This window comes from Natronomonas sp. EA1 (assembly GCF_051195035.1).
Taxonomy (GTDB): domain Archaea; phylum Halobacteriota; class Halobacteria; order Halobacteriales; family Haloarculaceae; genus JBNTJV01.
On sequence record NZ_JBNTJV010000003.1, the window covers coordinates 602,748 to 621,062 of the forward strand.

General features: G+C 68.0%; 28 protein-coding genes. 14 read left to right on the forward strand and 14 right to left on the reverse strand.

Annotation, left to right across the window (positions count from 1 at the left end; all coding sequences use genetic code 11):
* From ACQUQR_RS12825 to thpR, 4 genes are all read right to left on the reverse strand, one after another.
* Nucleotides 1–276, reverse strand: a complete 276-nt coding sequence (locus tag ACQUQR_RS12825) for a 50S ribosomal protein L31e (protein WP_435196882.1) — start codon at nt 274–276, stop codon at nt 1–3.
* Nucleotides 273–425: a 50S ribosomal protein L39e gene (locus ACQUQR_RS12830; RefSeq protein WP_435196883.1), complete on the reverse strand. Its 153-nt coding sequence runs from the start codon at nt 423–425 to the stop codon at nt 273–275. Before ACQUQR_RS12830 ends, ACQUQR_RS12825 begins: the two co-directional genes overlap by 4 nt.
* Before the next feature lie 579 nt (nt 426–1,004).
* The gene (locus tag ACQUQR_RS12835; protein WP_435196884.1) at nt 1,005–1,805 is read right to left on the reverse strand and encodes a ZIP family metal transporter; all 801 of its coding nucleotides are present in this window, start codon (nt 1,803–1,805) and stop codon (nt 1,005–1,007) included.
* Nucleotides 1,806–1,840: 35 nt separating this feature from the next.
* On the reverse strand, nt 1,841–2,395 hold the full coding sequence (gene thpR / locus ACQUQR_RS12840) for an RNA 2',3'-cyclic phosphodiesterase (protein ID WP_435196885.1): 555 nt from the start codon (nt 2,393–2,395) through the stop codon (nt 1,841–1,843).
* Nucleotides 2,396–2,446: 51 nt separating this feature from the next.
* Between thpR and ACQUQR_RS12845 the strand changes: the two genes are divergently transcribed.
* The 6 genes from ACQUQR_RS12845 (at nt 2,447) to ACQUQR_RS12870 (ending at nt 6,701) form a co-directional block, all read left to right on the forward strand.
* Nucleotides 2,447–3,172: a tetratricopeptide repeat protein gene (locus ACQUQR_RS12845; RefSeq protein ID WP_435196886.1), complete on the forward strand. Its 726-nt coding sequence runs from the start codon at nt 2,447–2,449 to the stop codon at nt 3,170–3,172.
* Entirely contained in the window at nt 3,172–3,462 is a 291-nt protein-coding gene (locus tag ACQUQR_RS12850) for a DUF424 domain-containing protein (protein ID WP_435196983.1), read from the forward strand. Before ACQUQR_RS12845 ends, ACQUQR_RS12850 begins: the two co-directional genes overlap by 1 nt.
* Before the next feature lie 59 nt (nt 3,463–3,521).
* Nucleotides 3,522–4,763: an aminotransferase class V-fold PLP-dependent enzyme gene (locus tag ACQUQR_RS12855; protein ID WP_435196888.1), complete on the forward strand. Its 1,242-nt coding sequence runs from the start codon at nt 3,522–3,524 to the stop codon at nt 4,761–4,763.
* 82 nt (nt 4,764–4,845) lie between these two features.
* Nucleotides 4,846–5,265: a Fe-S cluster assembly sulfur transfer protein SufU gene (gene sufU, locus ACQUQR_RS12860; RefSeq protein ID WP_435196889.1), complete on the forward strand. Its 420-nt coding sequence runs from the start codon at nt 4,846–4,848 to the stop codon at nt 5,263–5,265.
* 218 nt (nt 5,266–5,483) lie between these two features.
* Nucleotides 5,484–5,789, forward strand: a complete 306-nt coding sequence (locus tag ACQUQR_RS12865) for a DUF7130 family rubredoxin-like protein (RefSeq protein WP_435196890.1) — start codon at nt 5,484–5,486, stop codon at nt 5,787–5,789.
* 45 nt (nt 5,790–5,834) lie between these two features.
* Entirely contained in the window at nt 5,835–6,701 is an 867-nt protein-coding gene (locus ACQUQR_RS12870; protein WP_435196891.1) for a ketopantoate reductase family protein, read from the forward strand.
* On the opposite strand, the gene ACQUQR_RS12875 is transcribed toward ACQUQR_RS12870, so the two are convergent.
* Nucleotides 6,698–7,714, reverse strand: coding sequence for a lysylphosphatidylglycerol synthase transmembrane domain-containing protein (locus tag ACQUQR_RS12875; RefSeq protein ID WP_435196892.1), 1,017 nt, complete (start codon nt 7,712–7,714; stop codon nt 6,698–6,700). The two genes, ACQUQR_RS12870 and ACQUQR_RS12875, sit on opposite strands and share 4 nt — an antisense overlap.
* Complete coding sequence (locus ACQUQR_RS12880) at nt 7,711–9,192, reverse strand: sulfatase (RefSeq protein WP_435196893.1); 1,482 nt, start codon at nt 9,190–9,192, stop codon at nt 7,711–7,713. Before ACQUQR_RS12880 ends, ACQUQR_RS12875 begins: the two co-directional genes overlap by 4 nt.
* Nucleotides 9,193–9,309: 117 nt before the next feature.
* On the opposite strand from ACQUQR_RS12880, the gene ACQUQR_RS12885 reads away from it, so the two are divergent.
* The gene (locus ACQUQR_RS12885; protein ID WP_435196894.1) at nt 9,310–9,747 is read left to right on the forward strand and encodes a universal stress protein; all 438 of its coding nucleotides are present in this window, start codon (nt 9,310–9,312) and stop codon (nt 9,745–9,747) included.
* 37 nt (nt 9,748–9,784) lie between these two features.
* Nucleotides 9,785–10,879: a DHH family phosphoesterase gene (locus tag ACQUQR_RS12890; protein WP_435196895.1), complete on the forward strand. Its 1,095-nt coding sequence runs from the start codon at nt 9,785–9,787 to the stop codon at nt 10,877–10,879.
* Here the strand turns inward: ACQUQR_RS12890 and ACQUQR_RS12895 are convergent.
* The 4 genes from ACQUQR_RS12895 to ACQUQR_RS12910 form a co-directional block, all read right to left on the reverse strand.
* Nucleotides 10,874–11,302, reverse strand: coding sequence for a hypothetical protein (locus ACQUQR_RS12895; protein WP_435196896.1), 429 nt, complete (start codon nt 11,300–11,302; stop codon nt 10,874–10,876). The two genes, ACQUQR_RS12890 and ACQUQR_RS12895, sit on opposite strands and share 6 nt — an antisense overlap.
* Before the next feature lie 67 nt (nt 11,303–11,369).
* Nucleotides 11,370–11,825 carry a DUF5807 family protein gene (locus ACQUQR_RS12900; RefSeq protein WP_435196897.1) on the reverse strand — a complete coding sequence of 152 codons (456 nt, stop codon included), beginning with the start codon at nt 11,823–11,825 and terminating at the stop codon, nt 11,370–11,372.
* Nucleotides 11,818–12,246, reverse strand: coding sequence for a DUF7112 family protein (locus ACQUQR_RS12905; RefSeq protein ID WP_435196898.1), 429 nt, complete (start codon nt 12,244–12,246; stop codon nt 11,818–11,820). The genes ACQUQR_RS12900 and ACQUQR_RS12905 overlap by 8 nt, the downstream gene beginning before the upstream one ends.
* Before the next feature lie 15 nt (nt 12,247–12,261).
* On the reverse strand, nt 12,262–12,660 hold the full coding sequence (locus ACQUQR_RS12910; protein WP_435196899.1) for a 30S ribosomal protein S6e: 399 nt from the start codon (nt 12,658–12,660) through the stop codon (nt 12,262–12,264).
* 96 nt (nt 12,661–12,756) lie between these two features.
* Between ACQUQR_RS12910 and ACQUQR_RS12915 the strand changes: the two genes are divergently transcribed.
* Entirely contained in the window at nt 12,757–13,029 is a 273-nt protein-coding gene (locus tag ACQUQR_RS12915; protein ID WP_435196900.1) for a hypothetical protein, read from the forward strand.
* 2 nt (nt 13,030–13,031) lie between these two features.
* On the opposite strand, the gene ACQUQR_RS12920 is transcribed toward ACQUQR_RS12915, so the two are convergent.
* Nucleotides 13,032–13,949 (reverse strand): oxidoreductase, encoded by a 918-nt coding sequence (locus ACQUQR_RS12920; RefSeq protein ID WP_435196902.1) that lies wholly within the window; start codon nt 13,947–13,949, stop codon nt 13,032–13,034.
* A gap of 79 nt (nt 13,950–14,028) precedes the next feature.
* On the opposite strand from ACQUQR_RS12920, the gene ACQUQR_RS12925 reads away from it, so the two are divergent.
* The 3 genes from ACQUQR_RS12925 (at nt 14,029) to ACQUQR_RS12935 (ending at nt 16,373) form a co-directional block, all read left to right on the forward strand.
* Nucleotides 14,029–15,327 carry an MBL fold metallo-hydrolase gene (locus ACQUQR_RS12925; RefSeq protein ID WP_435196903.1) on the forward strand — a complete coding sequence of 433 codons (1,299 nt, stop codon included), beginning with the start codon at nt 14,029–14,031 and terminating at the stop codon, nt 15,325–15,327.
* A complete protein-coding gene (locus ACQUQR_RS12930; protein ID WP_435196904.1) occupies nt 15,324–15,932 on the forward strand; it encodes a 5' nucleotidase, NT5C type in 609 nt (202 codons plus the stop codon). The genes ACQUQR_RS12925 and ACQUQR_RS12930 overlap by 4 nt, the downstream gene beginning before the upstream one ends.
* Nucleotides 15,933–15,998: 66 nt before the next feature.
* Nucleotides 15,999–16,373 (forward strand): hypothetical protein, encoded by a 375-nt coding sequence (locus ACQUQR_RS12935; RefSeq protein WP_435196905.1) that lies wholly within the window; start codon nt 15,999–16,001, stop codon nt 16,371–16,373.
* Here the strand turns inward: ACQUQR_RS12935 and ACQUQR_RS12940 are convergent.
* The gene (locus ACQUQR_RS12940; protein WP_435196906.1) at nt 16,370–16,654 is read right to left on the reverse strand and encodes a DUF6360 family protein; all 285 of its coding nucleotides are present in this window, start codon (nt 16,652–16,654) and stop codon (nt 16,370–16,372) included. The two genes, ACQUQR_RS12935 and ACQUQR_RS12940, sit on opposite strands and share 4 nt — an antisense overlap.
* A gap of 94 nt (nt 16,655–16,748) precedes the next feature.
* Between ACQUQR_RS12940 and ACQUQR_RS12945 the strand changes: the two genes are divergently transcribed.
* Nucleotides 16,749–16,949 carry a DUF7557 family protein gene (locus ACQUQR_RS12945; RefSeq protein ID WP_435196907.1) on the forward strand — a complete coding sequence of 67 codons (201 nt, stop codon included), beginning with the start codon at nt 16,749–16,751 and terminating at the stop codon, nt 16,947–16,949.
* Nucleotides 16,946–17,338 (forward strand): type II toxin-antitoxin system VapC family toxin, encoded by a 393-nt coding sequence (locus ACQUQR_RS12950; RefSeq protein ID WP_435196908.1) that lies wholly within the window; start codon nt 16,946–16,948, stop codon nt 17,336–17,338. Before ACQUQR_RS12945 ends, ACQUQR_RS12950 begins: the two co-directional genes overlap by 4 nt.
* Nucleotides 17,339–17,403: 65 nt before the next feature.
* Here the strand turns inward: ACQUQR_RS12950 and ACQUQR_RS12955 are convergent, their stop codons facing one another.
* Both ACQUQR_RS12955 and ACQUQR_RS12960 read right to left on the reverse strand, forming a co-directional pair.
* Nucleotides 17,404–17,739 (reverse strand): hypothetical protein, encoded by a 336-nt coding sequence (locus ACQUQR_RS12955; RefSeq protein WP_435196909.1) that lies wholly within the window; start codon nt 17,737–17,739, stop codon nt 17,404–17,406.
* Nucleotides 17,739–18,101, reverse strand: a complete 363-nt coding sequence (locus ACQUQR_RS12960; RefSeq protein WP_435196910.1) for a MarR family transcriptional regulator — start codon at nt 18,099–18,101, stop codon at nt 17,739–17,741. Before ACQUQR_RS12960 ends, ACQUQR_RS12955 begins: the two co-directional genes overlap by 1 nt.
* Between the last annotated feature and the right edge of the window lie 214 nt (nt 18,102–18,315).

The window sequence follows — 18,315 nt, forward strand, 5'->3', positions numbered from 1 at the left end:
TTATGCCGTCTCGGCTTCGACGACCGTCTCGCCCTCGTCCTCGAAGCGCGCCGCACGGACGCGGAGCTTGGACGGCGGCTTCTTGCGACCACGCGCCCAGACGGCCTCGTTGATGGAGGGGTCCAGCCGCACGTCGGCCTCGTCGACCGCGAAGTGCTTGGCGAGGTGCGAGCGGATGAGCGACATCGCCTTGTCCGCACGCTCGTGTTTCGCCTGCGCCTTCACGTCGCGCAGCGGAACGGTGACGACCCGCTCCTCGAAGTCGCTGGCGCTCATTCGTCCGTGTCACTCCGGCGCCAGTTGCGGCGCTTCGGGTTCGCCATTACGTCTCGGTCCGTCTTCATGATGACCCATGCCGGAACACGGCTGTTCTGGCGGTCGAGCTTCGCCAGCCGCTTCTTCTTGGCCTTCGATTTCTTGCCCATAGTGGACGGGAGTACCCCACCCACGCATAAATTTGTGTTCTTTTGAATCCGCCTAGGAGAGCGCTGGCGTGACGCGGTCACCGCGAGAAGCGGTGGTTTCAGCCGAGCCGTGTACGTCGAACCGGCCGACAACAGCTCGATAGCCCCAGTTCGCCCCGCTGGTATCGGGGCCGCCGACACCGGATAGAAAGCCCCCGTGGGCTCGCGGTCGCTGCGCGAGATATCCGCGAAGCGGATAGGGCTCGCGCAGACGACTCCCCGCCGGCGCGAGCGCTCAGCCCCTTTCAGTCCACCCGGGGTCGATCGTTCGGCCAGCCACCGAGGACCGACTGTCGGGCAAGCCATCGCGGGGGGGACTGAAAGGGGCCGGGCACTACGCGAACCCCGGCGACGTAAGCACTGGAACGAGCGGATCCTCGTGAGCGAAACGAACGAGGGCACGCCGGAGCTCGCTCCGGCAGTGGCGAGTGAAGCGCGCAGCGAGCCGCGGGAGCGTAGCGACCGGGGGCTTTCTAACCGGTGTTGGCGGACCCGGTTGCACGACAGCAATCGGAGGAACCGAGAACAGCCCAAAATCACTCACAAAAACGCCAGGGGAGTCATCACGAGCGCCCCGGCGGCGAACCCCCCGACCAGCTCCCGGGTCCCGTCGTTCGAGAGGGATTCGCCGGCCTCGCGGGCCTCGGGGATGAACTCCGAGACGACGAGAAAGACCATCGCGCCCGCGGCGAAGCCGAAACCGAGCGGGAGGAACTCCCGAGCGAACCGGACGAAGGCGTAGGCGATGACCGCGCCGATGGGCTGGGGGAGCGAGGAGAAGACGGCCCACCAGACGAGCCGCCAGTTCGGGACGCCGAGCGCCCGCAGCGGGATGGAGACGGCGACCCCCTCGGGGATGTTGTGGATGGAGATGGCGACGGTCATGAAGACGGCGAGGACGGGGACGGCGTAGCCGAACAGCGGGATGCCGCCCTCGAGGTTCAAATCGGCGAAGGAGACGCCGATGGCGACGCCCTCGGGGAAGGAGTGGATGGTGAGCACGCCGAGGATGAGCAGCAGTTTTCCGAAGTCGGCCTGCTCGTACTGCTGCGGGGTGAGGCTCACGCCGACGCGGTCGACGACGGCGTGGGCGGCGAGGACGAGTGCCACACCGACGAGCGCGCCGGCCGCGACGAGGGTAACGGACCCCTCCGCGAGTCCTTCCTGAATCAGCCCGAACAGCGAGGCGGCGACCATGATGCCGGAGGCGACCCCCCAGAGGGCGACGTTGGCGCGGTCGCTGATGTCGGAGACGAGGAAGAAGGGGAGCGCCCCGAGCCCCGTCGCCAGTGCGGTGATGAGCCCCGCGACGAAGACGAGGAGGAACGCCTCGTGTGCCATAGTGGGGCTACTCGGGGCTCGGCGATAAGGCTTCGTCAGCCATCGAGGGGGACCCGCCCGACCGTCTCGTACTCCGGGCCCTCGCCGGTGAGGGTACTCTTCGTGAGCCGGACCTCCGAGACCTCGAGCGGCCCGACAGCGGGCTGGCGGTTCTCCACCACGTCCTGGACGTGGGCCTTCTCGCGGGCGTCGTCCATCCGCGCGACGGTGACGTGGGGGGTGAACTCGTGGCGCTCGCGGTCGAACCCCAGCGCCTCGAAGCGGTCCTCGATGGCCGTCGCGAGGCGCGTCATCTCGGCCGCGCCCTCCCCGACGCCGAGCCAGATGACGCTGATGTAGTCGAGAGAGGGGAAGACGCCGTACCCCTCGAACGTCGCGGTGAACGGGGCCACGTCGGCCGCGGCGACGGCCTCGGCGAGCGCGTTCGTCAGGGCCGGGACGCGGTCGGGGGCGACCTCCCCGAGGAACTTCAGGGTGACGTGGGCGCCGGCGGGGTCCACAGGGCGCAGGCCCGCGCGGTCGAACGGCTCCTGGGCCTCGGCCACGGCGTCGGCGAGCCCGTCGAGGTCGATGCTCACGAACGTTCGCATGGGTGACGAGAGGGACGCAGGCCTTTTGTCTCTGCTGTCCCTGTTTCCGGTATGGACGAGGACCGTCCCCACCGATTCTCGGAGGGACAGGGGTTCGACGACCCGTACGAGGGCTTCGACATCGACCCGCCTGAGCTGCAGGTGGACACCTCGAAGGTCGACCCGGTGAATTCCCGGGTGGTCGCCGACACCCTCGACGAACGCAACATCGCCGCCGACCAGGTCGACGCGGCGGAGCTGCTGGAGGTCGGCCTGTCGTACATCCAGATCAACCGCTACGAACAGGCCGCCGACGCCTTCGAGCGCGCCGCGCGCTTCAGCGACGACGAGGCCGTCGCGCAGGAGGCGTGGGTGAACAAGGGCGTCGCCCACGCCGAGCTGGAGGAGTTCCAGGCGGCCATCGACGCCTATCGGGAGGCCATCCACCTCGACGAGGAGAGCGAGCACGCCGCGAGCGCCCGCACGAACCTCGCGTACGCGCTCTGGGAGTCCGGGCAGGGCGAGCAGGCGCTCGAACACGCCGAGCGCGCCGTCGAGCTCGACCCTCGCTTCCCGCAGGCGTGGTACAACCGTGGCTTTCTCCTCCTCGAACGCGGGCTCGCGGAGGACGCCGTCACCGCCTTCGACAACGCGATGCGGCTCGGCTTCCGCAACGCCGAAGTGTTAGAGGAGAAGGCCCGCGCCCTCGAAGAGCTGGGCCGTGAGGAGGAGGCCGAGGAGCTCGTCGAGGAGGCCGAGGAGATGCGCGAGCGCGCCGAGCAGGAACTGGTGGAATGATGCTGCTCAACGAGCGCGAGACGCCCGAGGGGCTGCTCGTCTCCGTCGCGGACGCGGACACCCTCGGCGAGACGTACGAGAACGGGAAGACCTCGCTCACCGTCGACGCGAGCTTCTACGACGGCGAGGAGGCCACCGGCGAGGAGGTCGTCGCCTCGCTGTCGCGAGCCTCGGTCGCCAATCTCGTCGGCACCGAGTCCGTCGGGGTCGCCATCGAACACGGCTTCGTCGACGAGGCGAACGTCCTCGAGTTCGAGGGGACGCGCCACGCGCAGTACCTCCGGCTGTGAGCGTGTGACCGGTTCCCGGACCGAAGGAGTGTTGTCCGTCCGTCCCCTGGCTTTTCACAATGGGAGTACCCGAAACCGAGCCGCTCGATGTCGGGCGCATCCGGGCCGATTTCCCCATCCTCGACCGGGAGTTCGGCGGGAGTCAGCTGGTGTATCTCGATAACGCGGCGACGACGCACACGCCGGAGCCGGTCGTCGAGACCATCACCGACTACTACCGGGGCTACAACGCCAACGTCCACCGCGGCATCCACCACCTCTCGCAGGAGGCCTCCATCGCCTACGAGGAGGCCCACGACCGCGTGGCCGAGTTCATCGGTGCGGTGGGGCGCGAGGAGATCGTCTTCACGAAGAACACCACCGAGGGCGTGAACCTCGTGGCGTACGCGTGGGGCCTGAACGAGCTCGGCCCCGGCGACGAGGTCGTCATGACCGAGATGGAACACCACGCCTCGCTCGTCACGTGGCAACAGATCGCGAAGAAGACGGGCGCGGAGGTGAAGTACATCCCCATCGACGAGCAGGGAACGCTGGATATGGACGCGGCCGCGGAGCTCATCACCGACGACACGGCGATGGTCTCCGTCATCCACGCCTCCAACACGCTGGGGACCGTGAACCCCGTCTCCGAGATCGCCGACCTCGCCCACGACCACGACGCCTACGTGTTCGTCGACGCCGCGCAGTCGGTGCCGAACCGGCCCGTCGACGTCCAGGAGCTGGGTGCCGACTTCCTCGCCTTCTCCGGGCACAAGATGTGTGGTCCCACGGGTATCGGCGTGCTCTACGGCCGCGAGTCGGTGCTCGAGGAGATGGAGCCGTACCTCTACGGCGGCGACATGATCCTCAAGGTCACCTACGAGGACGCCACGTGGAACGAGCTCCCCTGGAAGTTCGAGGCCGGCACCCCGAACATCTGTGAGGGGATCGCGCTCGCCGCGGCGTGTGACTACCTCGACGAGATCGGGATGGAGCGCATCCAGAAACACGAGGAGCGGCTGGCGCAGTACGCCTACGACGAGCTCACGGCGATGGACGACGTGGAGGTGTACGGCCCGCCCGGCGACCAGCGCGGCGGCCTCGTCGCGTTCAACCTCGAGTCGGTCCACGCCCACGACCTCTCCTCCATCGTGAACGACTACGCCGTCGCCATCCGCGCCGGCGACCACTGCACCCAGCCGCTCCACGACAAGCTCGGCGTCGCCGCCTCCGCCCGTGCGTCATTTTACATCTACAACACCCGCGAGGAGGTCGACAAGCTCGTCGCGGCCGTCGACGAGGCCCGGCAGCTGTTCGCCTGACGGGCCCGGCGCGGGGGCGCAGTCGCCCGCCACGCGCTCGCACACAACCCTTTTGCGCGTTAGCCCCCAACCACGGACAACAATGGGAACCGGCTCCGATATGTATCGCCAGCAGATCCTCGACCACTACAAGAACCCCCGGAACTACGGGGAGCTCGAGGACCCCACCTTCGAACACGTCGGCGAGAACCCGATGTGCGGCGACACCATCAAGATGTTCGTCAAACTCGGCGACGACGACGAGACGATCCGGCAGGTCTCCTTCATCGGTGACGGCTGTGCCATCTCGCAGGCCTCCGCCAGCCTCCTCACGAACGCCCTGCAGGGGAAGACCATCGAGGAGGTCCGGGCGATGGACCGCGACGACGTACTCGAGTTGCTCGGCGTCGAGGTCACCCCGATGCGCCTGAAGTGTGCCGTCCTCGCGGAGAAGGTCGCACAGGACGGGGCGGCCATTTACGTGGGCGACAAGGACATCGACGAGACGACCACCGAAGAGTAAGCGCACCCTTTTGGTCCAGCTTTTGCGAGTCGCCGTGGCGCGAGCGGAGCGAGCGCCCGGTGACGAGGAAAAGGTGGGCGACAAGGACATCGACGAGACGACCACGGAAGACTAGCGCCGTCTCGCGAGGGTCCGAAGTAGCCCGTTTCCGGCCGTCTGAGCGCCCGAGCTGTTAGTCGGGTGAATCGTTAAGTGCCTCGGTAACGAATACCACACCTATGAGCGAGAGCCCACAGCCATCGACCGAGGAGCGCACGGTGAGCATCGGCCAGCGGATCTTCGATTCCGAGGGGAACAAACTCGGCCGGATTCGGGGGTTAGACGAGCACGGCTTCTACGTGACGACGGAGCAGGGCATTCGCGCGCTCTCAACCGAACACACGGCCGGAAGCAAGGGTGGCGAGAAGCTGCTGATGTGGCGCTGTTGGGAGTGCGGCGCCATCGGCAAGCTCAACGAGCTCCCCGAGGAGTGTCCCGACTGCGGTGCGGGTAAGGAGGAGCTCTACTACTGGCAAGAGGACTGACGCGAGACCGCGAACCGTTTTACCGCGGGGGGCCCACCCCCGCGTATGGAGATCGTCGTGTTCGGTGCGGGGAGCCTCGGGACCCTCCTCGGCGGACTGCTCGCCCGCGCGCACGACGTGACGCTCGTCGGGCGTGACCCACACATGCGGACCACGCGCGAGCGGGGGCTCCGCGTCTCGGGTGAACTCGCGTTCGACGTAGCACCCGACGCCCGGACCTCGCCCCCCGAATCGGCCGACCTCGCCGTCGTGACGGTGAAGGCGTTCGACACCCCGCAGGCGGGGGAGGCGCTCGCCGACTGCACCCTCGACGCCTGTCTCTCGCTGCAGAACGGGCTGGGCAACGAGGAGACGCTCGCCGAGCACCTCGACTGCCCCGTGCTCGCGGGCACCTGCACGTACGGGGCGGTGCTCGAGGAGCCGGGACACGTCGCCTGCACCGGCGTCGGGGAGGTCGTCCTCGGCGCGCGCGACGGGGGGCGCTCGGCCGTCGCCGACGAGGTGGGGGACGCCTTCTCGGCTGCCGAGATCGTCACCAACGTCTCGGTGACGATGCCGCGACGGCTCTGGGAGAAACTGGCCGTCAACGCGGGGATCAACGCGACGACGGCGCTCGCCCGCGTGGCGAACGGGGCGCTGCTCGACGGGCCCGCGGGAGTGCCCGCACGCGAGGCCGCACGCGAGACGGCGCGGGTGGCGCGTGCACACGGAGTGAGTTTGAGCGATGCCGATGCCGTCGCCGCCGTGGAGCGGGTCGCGGCGGCAACGGCGAAGAACACCTCCTCGATGCTCCAGGACGTACTCGAAGGAAGGAACACGGAGGTGGAGGCCATCAACGGCTACGTCGTCCGCGAGGCCACGGAGCCGGTCCCCGTCAACGAGACGCTGGCGAGCCTCCTGCGGGCGCGCTAGGTCCGGGCGACGACGGCGAACGCCGCGCCACCACCCAGGAGCAGGGCGAACCAGTAGGAGGCGACGCGGTAGACGAGCGCGACGGCGAACGCCTGGGCCGCCCCGAGCGGCGTGAGCGCGACGACGAGCGCGACGAGCGCCACCTCCACCCCGCCGAGACCACCCGGTGCCGGCGTCAACCCCGCGAGCGTGCTCGCCGGGACGATGAACAGCACCAGCAGGGGGGCGATGTCGAACCCGAGCGTGAGCCCCGAGAAGTAGAGGGGAAGCGCGAAGAACACCCAGCCCGCGTAGGCGAAGCAGACGGCGACGACGAGCGCGGTTCTGTCGGCGGCGATGCGCCCGAACGCCTCGTAGAGGTCGTCGATGCGCCGGGCGACCCCATCGAGGGAGAGGCGCGTCGTACGGGCGGTGATGGGGGCGGCGACGCGGAGGACCCCGGCCCGGACCCCCTCACGGAACCGCCAGCCGACGGCGACGATGGCGGGGATGCCGAGCGCCATCCCGAGCAGGCCCTGTGCCAGCGGTTTCACGGCGCTCGGGAGGTCCGCCTGCACGAGAAGGACGGAGAGCCCCACCGCTGAAAACGAGAAGAAGGGGAGGAGGTTCAGCAGGTCGGCCGTGACGACCGAGGCGAGGGCGTCCTCGTAGCTCGCGTCCGTGTCCCGAGACAGGACGTAGGCGATGAACGGCTCGCCGCCGGCCTGGCCCAGGGGAGTGACGTAGTTCGCGAACGTGGCGGCGAAGTAGGTGACGACGAGCCTGCGGTAGGGGACGTCGATGCCGACGACGCGGAGGACGACCTGCCACGCCTTCCCCCAGAGTGCGAGACAGAGCAGCGTGGAGAGACAGCCAGCGGCGAGCCACCGGAGCTCCGCGCCCGCGAGCGTGTCGCTCACGCGCTGGAAGCCGACCCCTTTCGCGACGAGGAGGAGGAGGACGGTCGCGAGGGCGAACCCGACGAGCGTCTTCGTGACCGTCTCCCGGTCGACGAACGAGCCGAGGTCGCTCACTCCATGTAGCCCAGGTCCTGGAGCCGGGCCTTCGCGTCGTCGCTCATCTCATCGAGGACCTCGTCACCGGAGACGGCGTCGTCGTCCGTCCACTCCCCGCCCACGCGGGTCTCGAAGTCGGCGAGCGCGGCCTCCACCTCGGCGATGACTGCGTCGTCGTCGCCCACGAGGTTCTCCAGTTCGCCGGGGTCGCGGTCGAGCCGGTAGGCCTCGTCCGCGATGCGCTCGTTCCGGATGTACTTCCCGTCCGGACGGCGGGCCGCGCGCATCCGCGAGTAGTAACGGGAGTCCTTCTCGAGGGTGATTCCGGCCTCGCTGGCCTTCGTCTCCAGTTGCTTGAGTTCGACGACGGGACGGTGGTACTCCACGAACGCGAACGCTCCCTCAGCGAAGTCGCGGTAGTCCACGTCGAGCAGCGAGCGCGTCCGGTCGAGCGGCTCGCCGATCCCCTCCGCGCCCGCGAAGTCCAGCACCGTGTGATAGAGGTCCTGCATCTCCACCTGCTGGGCCGAGCGGCCCGGCTCCACGCCCGGCGTCTTGATGAGGAGGGGGACGTTCACGAGCGGGTCGTAGATGCCGAACTCGTGGCCGTACAGCCCGTGTTCGCCGTGGAGTTCGCCGTGGTCGGCACACACGATGACCATCGTGTCCTCCCACTCGTCGTGCTCGCGCATCCACGAGAACAGCCGTTCGAGTTCCGCGTCGATGTGTCTGATCTCGGCGTCGTACAGCCCCCGGATGTCGTCGAACTCCGCCTCGGAGATGTCGCGAGCCCCCGAGTTGTACTCCTTCGAGTTCTGACAGACCGCGGTGGGGTCGACGCCCGGTGCGAACTCCTCGCGGTACTCCTCGGGTGGGTAGACCGGGAGGTGGGCGTCCATGAGGTTGATGAAGGCGAAGAAGTCGTCCGAGTCGTCGATGAACTCGATGGTGTTGTCGATGACCTCCGGCGTCTTCGAATCCGCACCCTCCGCGCCGGCGAAGTACTCGTGGATGTCGTTGCCCAGCTCGACGAGGCGGTTCGCGACGGCCCGGAGCCGGTCGTTGTCGTTCACCTTCTGCCAGAGGTCCGCGAGGGTGCCCGACAGGAAGTCGCCGGGCATCACCTCGAAGAAGTTGTCCTGCCGGTCGAATCCCGCGGTGAGGCGGGTGTAGGGCGTGATCCACGCGTTCGAGGAGAAACAGGCGGTGTCGTAGCCCGCGGCGGACAGCGACTCCGCGAGGGTCTTCTTCTCCTCGGCGAGATAGGGGTTCTCCTGGCTCGCGCCGTGTTCGCTGGGGTAGAGGCCCGTGAACAGCGAGGCGTGGACGGGGAGGGTCCACGGGGCGGGCGAGACCGCGTGGTCGTAGACGACGGCCTCCTCGGCGAACCGTTCGAGGCCGGGCGTGGTCGGCTCGTCGTAGCCGTAGGGCGTGAGGTGGTCCTTCCGAACCGTGTCCATCACGACGAAAAGGACGTTGCCCGACGTGTCGCTCATGGCTGGAAGCAGTCGCCGATATCGAATAAATACCGTGGTCTCCCGCGCGCGGCCGTCTCCACCCGAAATCGGGGGGCGAGGTGGGGTATTTAAGCCACACGCGACGGAAGCGGGGGTATGTTCGACACCGTCGTCATCGCCACCGACGGCTCCGCGAGCGGCGAGCGGGCCATCGACACCGCGCTCGACCTCGCGGCGACGTTCGACGCCGCCGTCCACGCCCTGTACGTCCTCGACTCCCGCCGCATCGACGCGCTCCCCGACCACCTCCACGACGACGTGGAGGGCGCACTCGACGCGCAGGCACAGGAGGCGCTGGACGCCGTCGTCGCGAGTGCCGACGGCGAGGTGACGACCGCGACCCGGACCGGCCGCCCGGCCCGCGAGATCGTCCGCTACGCCCGCGAGGTCGATGCGGACGTGGTCGCCACGGGCACCCGCGGGCGCGACGGCGAACACTCCTACCTCCTGGGCTCGGTCGCGGAGGCCATCGTCCGCACCTGCCCCGTCCCCGTCCTGACGGTTCGACAGCTCGAAGCGACCGGGACCGCGTAACCGGGTCTTTCTTCCCCGCTCCCCCTCGAAAGAGGGTATGAACGACTGGCTCATCGACGACGAACGGCTCCCCTTAGAGCGGAAATCCCTCCTGCCGGGAGCCGGCTTCTTCACGCCCGACTCCTTCGACGAGGAGCAGGCCGAAGCCGAGGCCCGCGAGCGCATCGAGGGTGCTTCGGTGATCGTCGTCGCCGACCCCGACGCCGACGGCCTCGCCTGCGTCGCCCTCGTCCGCGAGGCGCTCGGCGAGGCGGCGCTCGTCCCCGCGAGCCCGCACGAACTCGACGACGCCATCGAACACCTCGAGAAGTACGCCGAGGACGGTGCGCAGGTGTTCATCTGTGACCTCTGTCCCGACGAGCGCGACGACCTGGAGGGGCTCGACGCCCTCGCCGAGCGCACCTCGATTCGGTGGTTCGACCACCACCAGTGGGGCGACGATATCGCTGCCGACGTGGAATCGCTCGGCGTCGACCTCGTCGTCGGCGACTCCGAAGAGGAGTGCACCGCCGACGTGACGCTCCGCTCGCTGGAGTACGACTTCGACGACCGGTTCGCCGAGCTGGCGGCCGTCACCCGCGACCACGACCTCTGGCTGCGCGAGGACGAGCGCTCCGACGACCTGGCCGACTACGCCCACTGGGAGGAGCCAGAAGCGTACGTCGAGGTCGTCGCGGAACACGGCGCGGACCTGCCGGAGGAGGTCGAGGCGTTCCTCGCCGAGCGCCGCATCGAGAAGGAGGCGCTCATCGAGAAGGCCACCGAGCGTGCGGTCATCAAGGAGGTGAACGGCTGGTCCGTCGCCGTCACCTACGGCCGGTGTTCGCAGAACGAGGTCGCGGAGAACATGCGCGAGCGGGGCGCGGACGCCACCGTGGTCGTGAAGCCCGCCGGGAGCGCGTCGCTTCGGGGGACCGACGCGTTCGCCCGCTGTCACGAGGTCGCCGCGCAGGTGAACGGTGGGGGACACCCGAAAGCCTCCGGCTGTAAGCCCGATATCTACGAGGACATGCTGGACTACGCCCACCACTGGTCCACGCAGGGCGCGGTGGCGAAACAGGTCATCCTCAACGCCTTCCGGCAGCTGGAGCCCGAGGAAGAGGACGAGGAAGGCGTCGAGACCGAACTATAGGCCGAGTGCCGCGCGGTGGCGCCGTTCGACCGCGTCCCGTTCGTCCGCCGACTTCTCCTCGTGCCACAGCGGCAGACACGCCATCGTGCCGAGCCGCGCGACCAGCGTGTACGTCGCCATCCTCCCTTCGGTGTCGGCATCGAACGTCCAGCCCGGCCGGGCCGCGGCGTAGGCCGTTCTGAAGGTATCGCGAAGTTCCCGTTGCCGTGGCTCGCTGTCCGTGTCCGCGACGAGATGGGTCTCCACCTTGGCGAGGTTGTGCGCCGGGGGGCAGCCGAGAGGTTCGCCCTCGGGCGTGTCGCAGGTGACGAAACAGACGAAATCGGTGCCGAACTCGCTGCGCTCGTGTGCGCGGAGAATCCACTCCGGGGCACACAGCCGGACCATCTCGCGGACGGCGGCCTCGTCGGGCGTCTCGGCCATTGTCGAGGACGCGGGGAGGGCCGTGAGAAGTCTTGTGGTGGGGTGAGCGGGTGTCGCAGGCGACCCGTCAGTCGTCGCGTTCCCCGACGACCCACTTATCGGAGTAGGTCGTCCCGCAGTTGCACGCGGCGTAGGCGTGGATGACGTCCCCCTCGGCGTAGATGCCACCGACCTCCGGGTTCTCCTCCTCGGAGAAGGCGAAGACGAACTTCACGAAGTGGGAGTCGGCATCGCGGCTGGGGCAGTCGCCCGCGGTGAGCGAGGCGTCGATGTGGCCCTCGGTGTCCATGGCGACGCCGGCGAACTCCATGGGGTCGAGGCCGGTCACCTTCTGGAACACCTCGCCGCCGCGGTCGCCGGGGAGGACGAGCACGACGCCGGTGCCCACGTCCTCCGCGACGTGCTGGAGGGCGTCTGGCGCGCCGACGGCGTCCTCGTGGAGGAAGAAGAACACGTCGTCGTGGCGCTCGCCCGCGCGGAACTGGTCGTAGGGCGTCGCGGGCGCCTCCGGTGAGTCACTCATCGTCGGACACCTCCTTCGCGATGTTCGCGAGCGAGTCGTCCGGCTTGTCGGGCACCTCGTACACCGCGGTCTCGCCGGGGGCGCGGACTCCGTAGAAGAAGTCCTCCTCGACGAGGTCGAGCTGGACGGAGCGGCCGAAATCGAGGGCCTTGCGTTCGGCCCACTCGGTCAGGCGGTTGACGCCGTCGCCCTCGCGGGCCTGTCGGGCGTTGTCGTAGGCGCCCCGGAACTCCAGCGTGTCGTCGATGGCGCGCTCGACGCGGGCGAAGTAGGTCCGGCCGCCGAGCGCGAGGCGAACGACCTCGCCGACGGGGACGGAGACGTCCTCGGGGATGACGATCTTCGGGCGGTCGGTGCGGCCCGCACGCTCGAGCGTTGCTCGGACTGTCGGCACGGTCTCTGCGGAAACGCGGTCTGCCATGAAAGAGGAAAGGAGTTACTCGGCGTCGCCGTCGTCGCCGCCCAGGAGGGACTCGATGGAGTCGGAGCCACGGGCGACGATCTTCGCGTTGATCTGGCGGGTCTCGTCGGAGATCTCGGCGCCGCGGACGGTGACGCGCTTGCGCTCGCCGTCGACGGTGGGCTTGTAGCCCGTGCCACCCGTGAGGAGGACGGCCTTCGTGCCGGGACCTTTCACGTCACCACGCATCGGGCGACCGGAGACGTCCGAGCCGCCGGTGAGCTCGAGTTCGTAGCCGTCGAGTCCGACCGCGCTGCCGTCGACCGTCTCGCCGATGGAGCGACCGATGAAACGGTTCGCGTCCTGTCCATCCACCTCGAACTGGTGCGTCGAGCCGTCGTCGGGGTCGGCGACGACGATCTGAAAGTCTGCCATACGGGGAAAGACCCCCCGCGGAGTGAAAAGGGTATTGAAACACCCTGAACCCGGCTGACCGGCGGACTCAAGGCTTCGAAGCGCGAGATTATGGGTATGGATACCAATGCGCTTCGAGACCGACTCGGGGTGTTCGGCGGCGACGACGCCGAACGACGCGCCGTCGCGCGGAGCGCGTTCGACCTCCACACCTCCGGACGATACGAGGCCGACACCGGCGCTCCGGTCACCATCGACTGGGTCATCCACCACCTCGGTGACGCCCCCAGCGGCGGCCCCGCCGACCGCTGGAACTGGTGGCTCAGCTCCCTGGAGCTCGCCTACGGCGGCTACCGGGAGTTCCAGGTGACGAAGTGGCCCGCGCCGTAGCCTTATAGGAACGAGACGCCGGTGAGTTCCTCGGAGACCCGCCAGAGCTCCCCGGCGAGCACCGGGTCCTTCGATCGCTCCGTCGAGGCCACCTGCTCCGGATAGCCGCGAAGTTCGCGGAACCCACCGGGGCCGTAGTAGTCGCCCCCCTCGACATCGGGCATCGTCGCGGCGTAGAGCGTCGGGAGCGCTCCCTTCCGGGCCGACTGCGCGACGAGCGCGTTCGCGGCCTTCATCGCGAGCAGCCGGAGCCGGGAGCCCATCTCCTTCGGCCCGCGCGACTGGAGGTTCGTCGCCGCGTAGCCGGGATGCGCGGCGACGCTCTTCATTTCGACCCCTTCAGCGTCGAGCCGGCGCTGGAGCTCGTAGGCGAAAAGCAGGTTCGCGAGCTTCGACCGGGCGTAGGCGTCCCACTTGTCATATGAATCCTCCCACTGCAGGTCGTCGAAGTCGAACGCTCCCTGGCGGTGGTAGATACTGGAGACGCTCACGACCCGCGACCCCCGTCGGAGGGCGTCGAACAGCCGCCCGGTGAGCGCGAAATGCCCCAGGTGGTTGACGCCGAGTTGCATCTCGAAGCCGTCGGCCGTCTCCCGGCGGGGGATGGCCATCACGCCCGCGTTGTTCACGAGGAGGTCGAGGCCGTCGTGCGCCTGCCGGACTCCACGGGCGAACCGCTTCACCGAGTCGAGCGAGGCCAGATCCAGCTCTCGGACCTCGAGCGAGGCGTCGGGGAACGCCTCGTCGATGGCCGCGGCGGCGGCCTCGCCCGCGTCCGGCCGTCGGCACGCGAGCACGACGTGGGCGCCCGCGCTCGCCAGCCCGCGGGCCGTCTCGAAGCCGAGGCCGCTGTTGGCCCCCGTGACGACGGCGCAGGTGGCCGACTGGTCGGGGATGTCGTCGAGCGTCCAGCGTGTCATGGGTGACCTCCGGGGGCCACCCGGAAAGCCCTTCGCCCGAACCGGTGGGTAGAAACGCCCAGAACCGCTAGCGGGGACAATGAAACTGGAGTTCCTCGGGGGGGCCCGCGAGGTGGGTCGCTCGGCGATTCTGGTCAACGACCGCCTGCTCCTCGACTTCGGGATGAAGACGGCCACGCCGCCGCAGTACCCGGTGGGGCGCGTCTCCCCCGAGGCGCTCGTCGTCTCCCACGGCCACCTCGACCACGTGGGGGCGATTCCCGCCCTGCTCTCGGGCACGAACCGCCCGGAGATTCACTGGACCCCCGTGACCCGGGAGTTCGCGGGGATGCTCGCCCGCGACACCCTCAAATTACATGGGGGAACCCCGCAGTGTCCCTTCACCGAGACGGAGGTCCACCGGATGAGCGAGGTCTCGGTCGAACACGGCTACCGGGAGTCCTTCGAGGCGGCAGGCCACGAGGTCACCTTCTACAACGCCGGCCACATCCCCGGGAGCGCGCACGTCCTCGTCGACGACGGGGACACCAGACTGCTCTACACCGCGGACTTTCACGACACGAATCACCGCGGGAGCGGCGCTCCCGCGAGCCGCACGAATCGGCTCGGCGAGCCGATTCGTGGACAGCGACTCGTCTCGGGGACCACCGAGCGCCCCGAGGCCGACGTGGTGCTCTGTGAGTCCACCTACGCGGACGTGGAACACGACGAGCGGGGGGAGGTCGAACGGCGGTTCGTCGAGTCGGTTCAGACGACCGTCCGCGAGGGTGGCACGGTCGTCGTCCCCGCCTTCGCCATCGGCCGGACCCAGGAGATCCTCATGGTGTGTGCGGCCCACGACATCGACTGCTACGTCGACGGGATGGGGAAGCGCGTAACCGAGATGCTCCGGAACTATCCGGATTTCGTCCGCGACGGGGAGGCCCTCCGGCGCGCGAAATCGAACGCCCGGTTCGTGAACGGGAGGGATGGCCAGCGGAAGCGCATCGCCGACCAGCCGACGGTCATCGTCACCACCTCCGGGATGCTCACCGGCGGGCCGGCGATGACCTACATCCCCGAAATCAGAGGAAATCCGACGAACAAGATCTGCTTCTCCGGCTATCAGGTGGAGGGGACCCCTGGCCGAAACCTCCTCGAACGCGGCCGGGCGGAGATCGACGGCCGGGTGATGCCCGTCGCGGCGCGGACGGAGGCGTACGACTTCTCCGCGCACGCGGACGGTGCGGGGCTCCGGGCGTTCCTCGACCACTACGCGGACTCGAGGATACTCGTGAACCACGGCGACAGCTGTGCGTGGTTCGCCGAGGAGCTTCGAGGCGAGGGCTACGACGCGACCGCACCCGACCTCGGTGCGGTCGTGGAGGTGTCGGCGTGAGCGACCGAGGCGACGACGGCGCGGACGCGGAAGCGGGAACCACGGAGATGACCCCACCCGCGACCGTCCTCCTCGACCTCGACGGCGTCGTCGCCCAGCAGCTCCCGCTCACCTGCGAGTATCTCGCCGAGGAGCACGGGGTCCACCTCGAACCCCACGAGATCGACGACTGGTCCTACCCGATCCCCGAGCTCGACGGCCACATCGGCCACGTCATCACCGACCTCATGCGCGAGCGCCCGGCGTGGTACTTCGGCGAGATGCCGGCGGTCGAGGGGGTCCACGAGGGCGTGGCGGCGCTCCGCGAGGCGGGCTATCGCGTCGAGATCGCCACCCACCGCATCCCCGAGACGCACGACCACTCGAAGGCGTGGCTCGCCGAGCAGGGGATCGAGTACGACGCCTTCCACCACGAGGTGCCCCGCGACAAGGGCGCGCTCCCGGGAGACGTGCTCATCGACGACTACCACGGCAACGTCGCGAACGCCATCGCCGCGGGCAAACACGGCGTGCTGCTGCGCCAGCCCTACTCCGACCCCACGGCGTGTGCCGGCGCCCACGTCGCCGACTCGTGGGGCGAGATTCGTCGCTTCTTCGGCGTCTGAAACCCCCCGGAGCATCCGAATTCGCCGGGACGCTGGAGTTTTCATCTCGTAGAACGTATGAGTCGTATGACATTCACGGATGCGGAACACCGCGCGTTAGAGCAGGCGTGTCTCGGGAGCGAGCATCTCTACGCCGCGTTCGGCCACCTCATCGAGTGGCACCACCAGATCGGCCACGGGATGGCCCAGTTCGAGAACGTGATGGTCGCACTCCGCGCCTCGGGTCACGACGACCTCGCCGACCGCCTCCGCGACGAGCTGCTCCCCGCCGGTGTCATCGACGACAAGTGGAGCTACGAGGTCGTCGACGAGTTCCGCGAGGAGTTCCTGGAGGCGATGGCCACCTTCGAGGCCGACCTCCGCGAGGAGCTCGACGCCCCCCGACACGTCCACGAGCGCGAACTCAAAGCCGAGGCGCGTGCCCGCGCCGAATCCAACTAATCTTCGGCCGCGGCCTCCACCTTCTCCGCTTCCGTCTCCAGCGCCGACGCGATCTTTCGCGCCTCCTCCGGCGTCAGCCTGACCGTGTCCGCGTGCGCCGGCAGCGTTTCGAGTGAGGTGTTGTCGAGTTCGAGCTGCAGCGAGACGTGATCCGGGTTCTTCCGCGGCGACGTGACGTTGAGCGTCGCGAACGCCTCCTCGGTGAAGCCGTGCCCCTCGGCCTCCGCATCGACCAGATCGAGCGTCGTGAAGGCGTTCACCTTCATGATTCGGTCTGCCATATCCATGGGAAGGGGGTCGTTCCGGGTAAGCCTGCTGTTGCTGCTGATCGTGGGCCCCTCAAACTACTTCCGACTGCATACACAACGTATGCGTATGAGCACGTCGATTCGCGTCTCTGAGGAGACGAAGGAGAAGTTGGCGAGGCTGAAGCGGGAAGACGAGAGCTGGGACGAGTTTCTCGACCGATTGGCAACCGAGGGGGCGGGGATGAACGCTGGCGCGTGGAAGGGAACCGGTAAAGCCGAGAAGGCGCGCGAGGCGATCAAGCGTTCCCGAGAGAGCTTCCGGCAGTGACGGTTCTCGATTCGTCGGTGATCATCGATTACCTCGACGGGGTCGAAGACGTCGTCGAGTTCGTCGACGAACAACCGACGCTGGTCACGTCCAGCATCTGTGTCTACGAAGTGCTCGCTGGTGAGGTGTTCTCGGCGGGCGAGACGGACCTCATCGGGGCGCGTGCGAACTTCGGGCGAGTCACCGCGCTCGATTTCTCCGAAGAGGTCGCGGTCGAAGCCGCCCGGATGCAGAACCGCCTGCTCGACGCCGGCACCCCGCTGTCGCCGCGTGACCTCATGATCGCAGCGACGGCTCGGACTGAAGGGAAGGAACTCGTCGTCTCCGACGCCGACTTCGAGACGGACAGCTTGCGTGAACTCCTCTCTGTCCAGAGATTGGGGGCGTAGTAGTTATCTGGACGGTGTCCAGGCGTGCCGGATCACGTGAGCCACGTGGCGCTCCGACCGTATGACTACGAGTCGACTGGGCTGTATCCAACGAATCGGGCCATTCGTTCAGCCGCGATTCTCGTCACCGTTTGGTCGACGATCGCCACTGCACGTTCGATATCGGCCTCACGGAGAGAGACGACGGCCCACGGGGAGACGAACGACTGTTCCGAGAGGCCGCCTTCGACGAAACGTCCCGCCAGCGAAATCGACGGTGGGTACTCTTTCGTCGTGATACCGGCGGCGATGTACTGCTCACCCGCAAACGGGTGCGCCTCGTCGCTCAGGATGAGGTAGGGTCGTCTGGGGGTATGTCCGTAGGGATCGGCGGCGACGACGATGCTTCCACGTCGAAGCATCACTCGCGACTCGTCTCAGCGTCAACATCCGGAAGGGCAGCGTCCCAGTCGGAATTCTCATCGTAGTAATCGCCCTCGAACTGGTCGGCAACTGCCCAGAGCCCGATCTCACTGGCTGTTTGAGCGTCGTACGCCTCGATGTTGATCGCCCAATACGCACCTTTGTGTCGGACGAGTCCTCGCTCTTCGAGGCGGCTCAGTGTCGTCCCAACACTTCCACGGGGAATCTCGAGCTCCTCGGCGAGTTCGCTCGGCGTGAACCCGAGTTCGGGATGCTGTGCGAGGTATTCCAGGATTCGCCGCCCGTTCGTCCCCTCGTGTGGGAGGTCGTTCGGATGGTAACTCTCGAAATCGACAGGCATTGTAATCTACTGTAATCGTATGTCGACAGAGGTAATTAGAGTTCCGCCGACGGGCGCGTCCCGTGAACGCTGACGGAATCGACTGACGAGGAGATTCCTGTGGGAACAGTGACGGTCTCGGACCCGCGAACACGTTCGATTCCGGGCTCGTAAGCGTCTCGGAAAACCCGCTCTTGATTCGGTTTCGATGTCGAGAACGCCTGCAAAGCCCTCG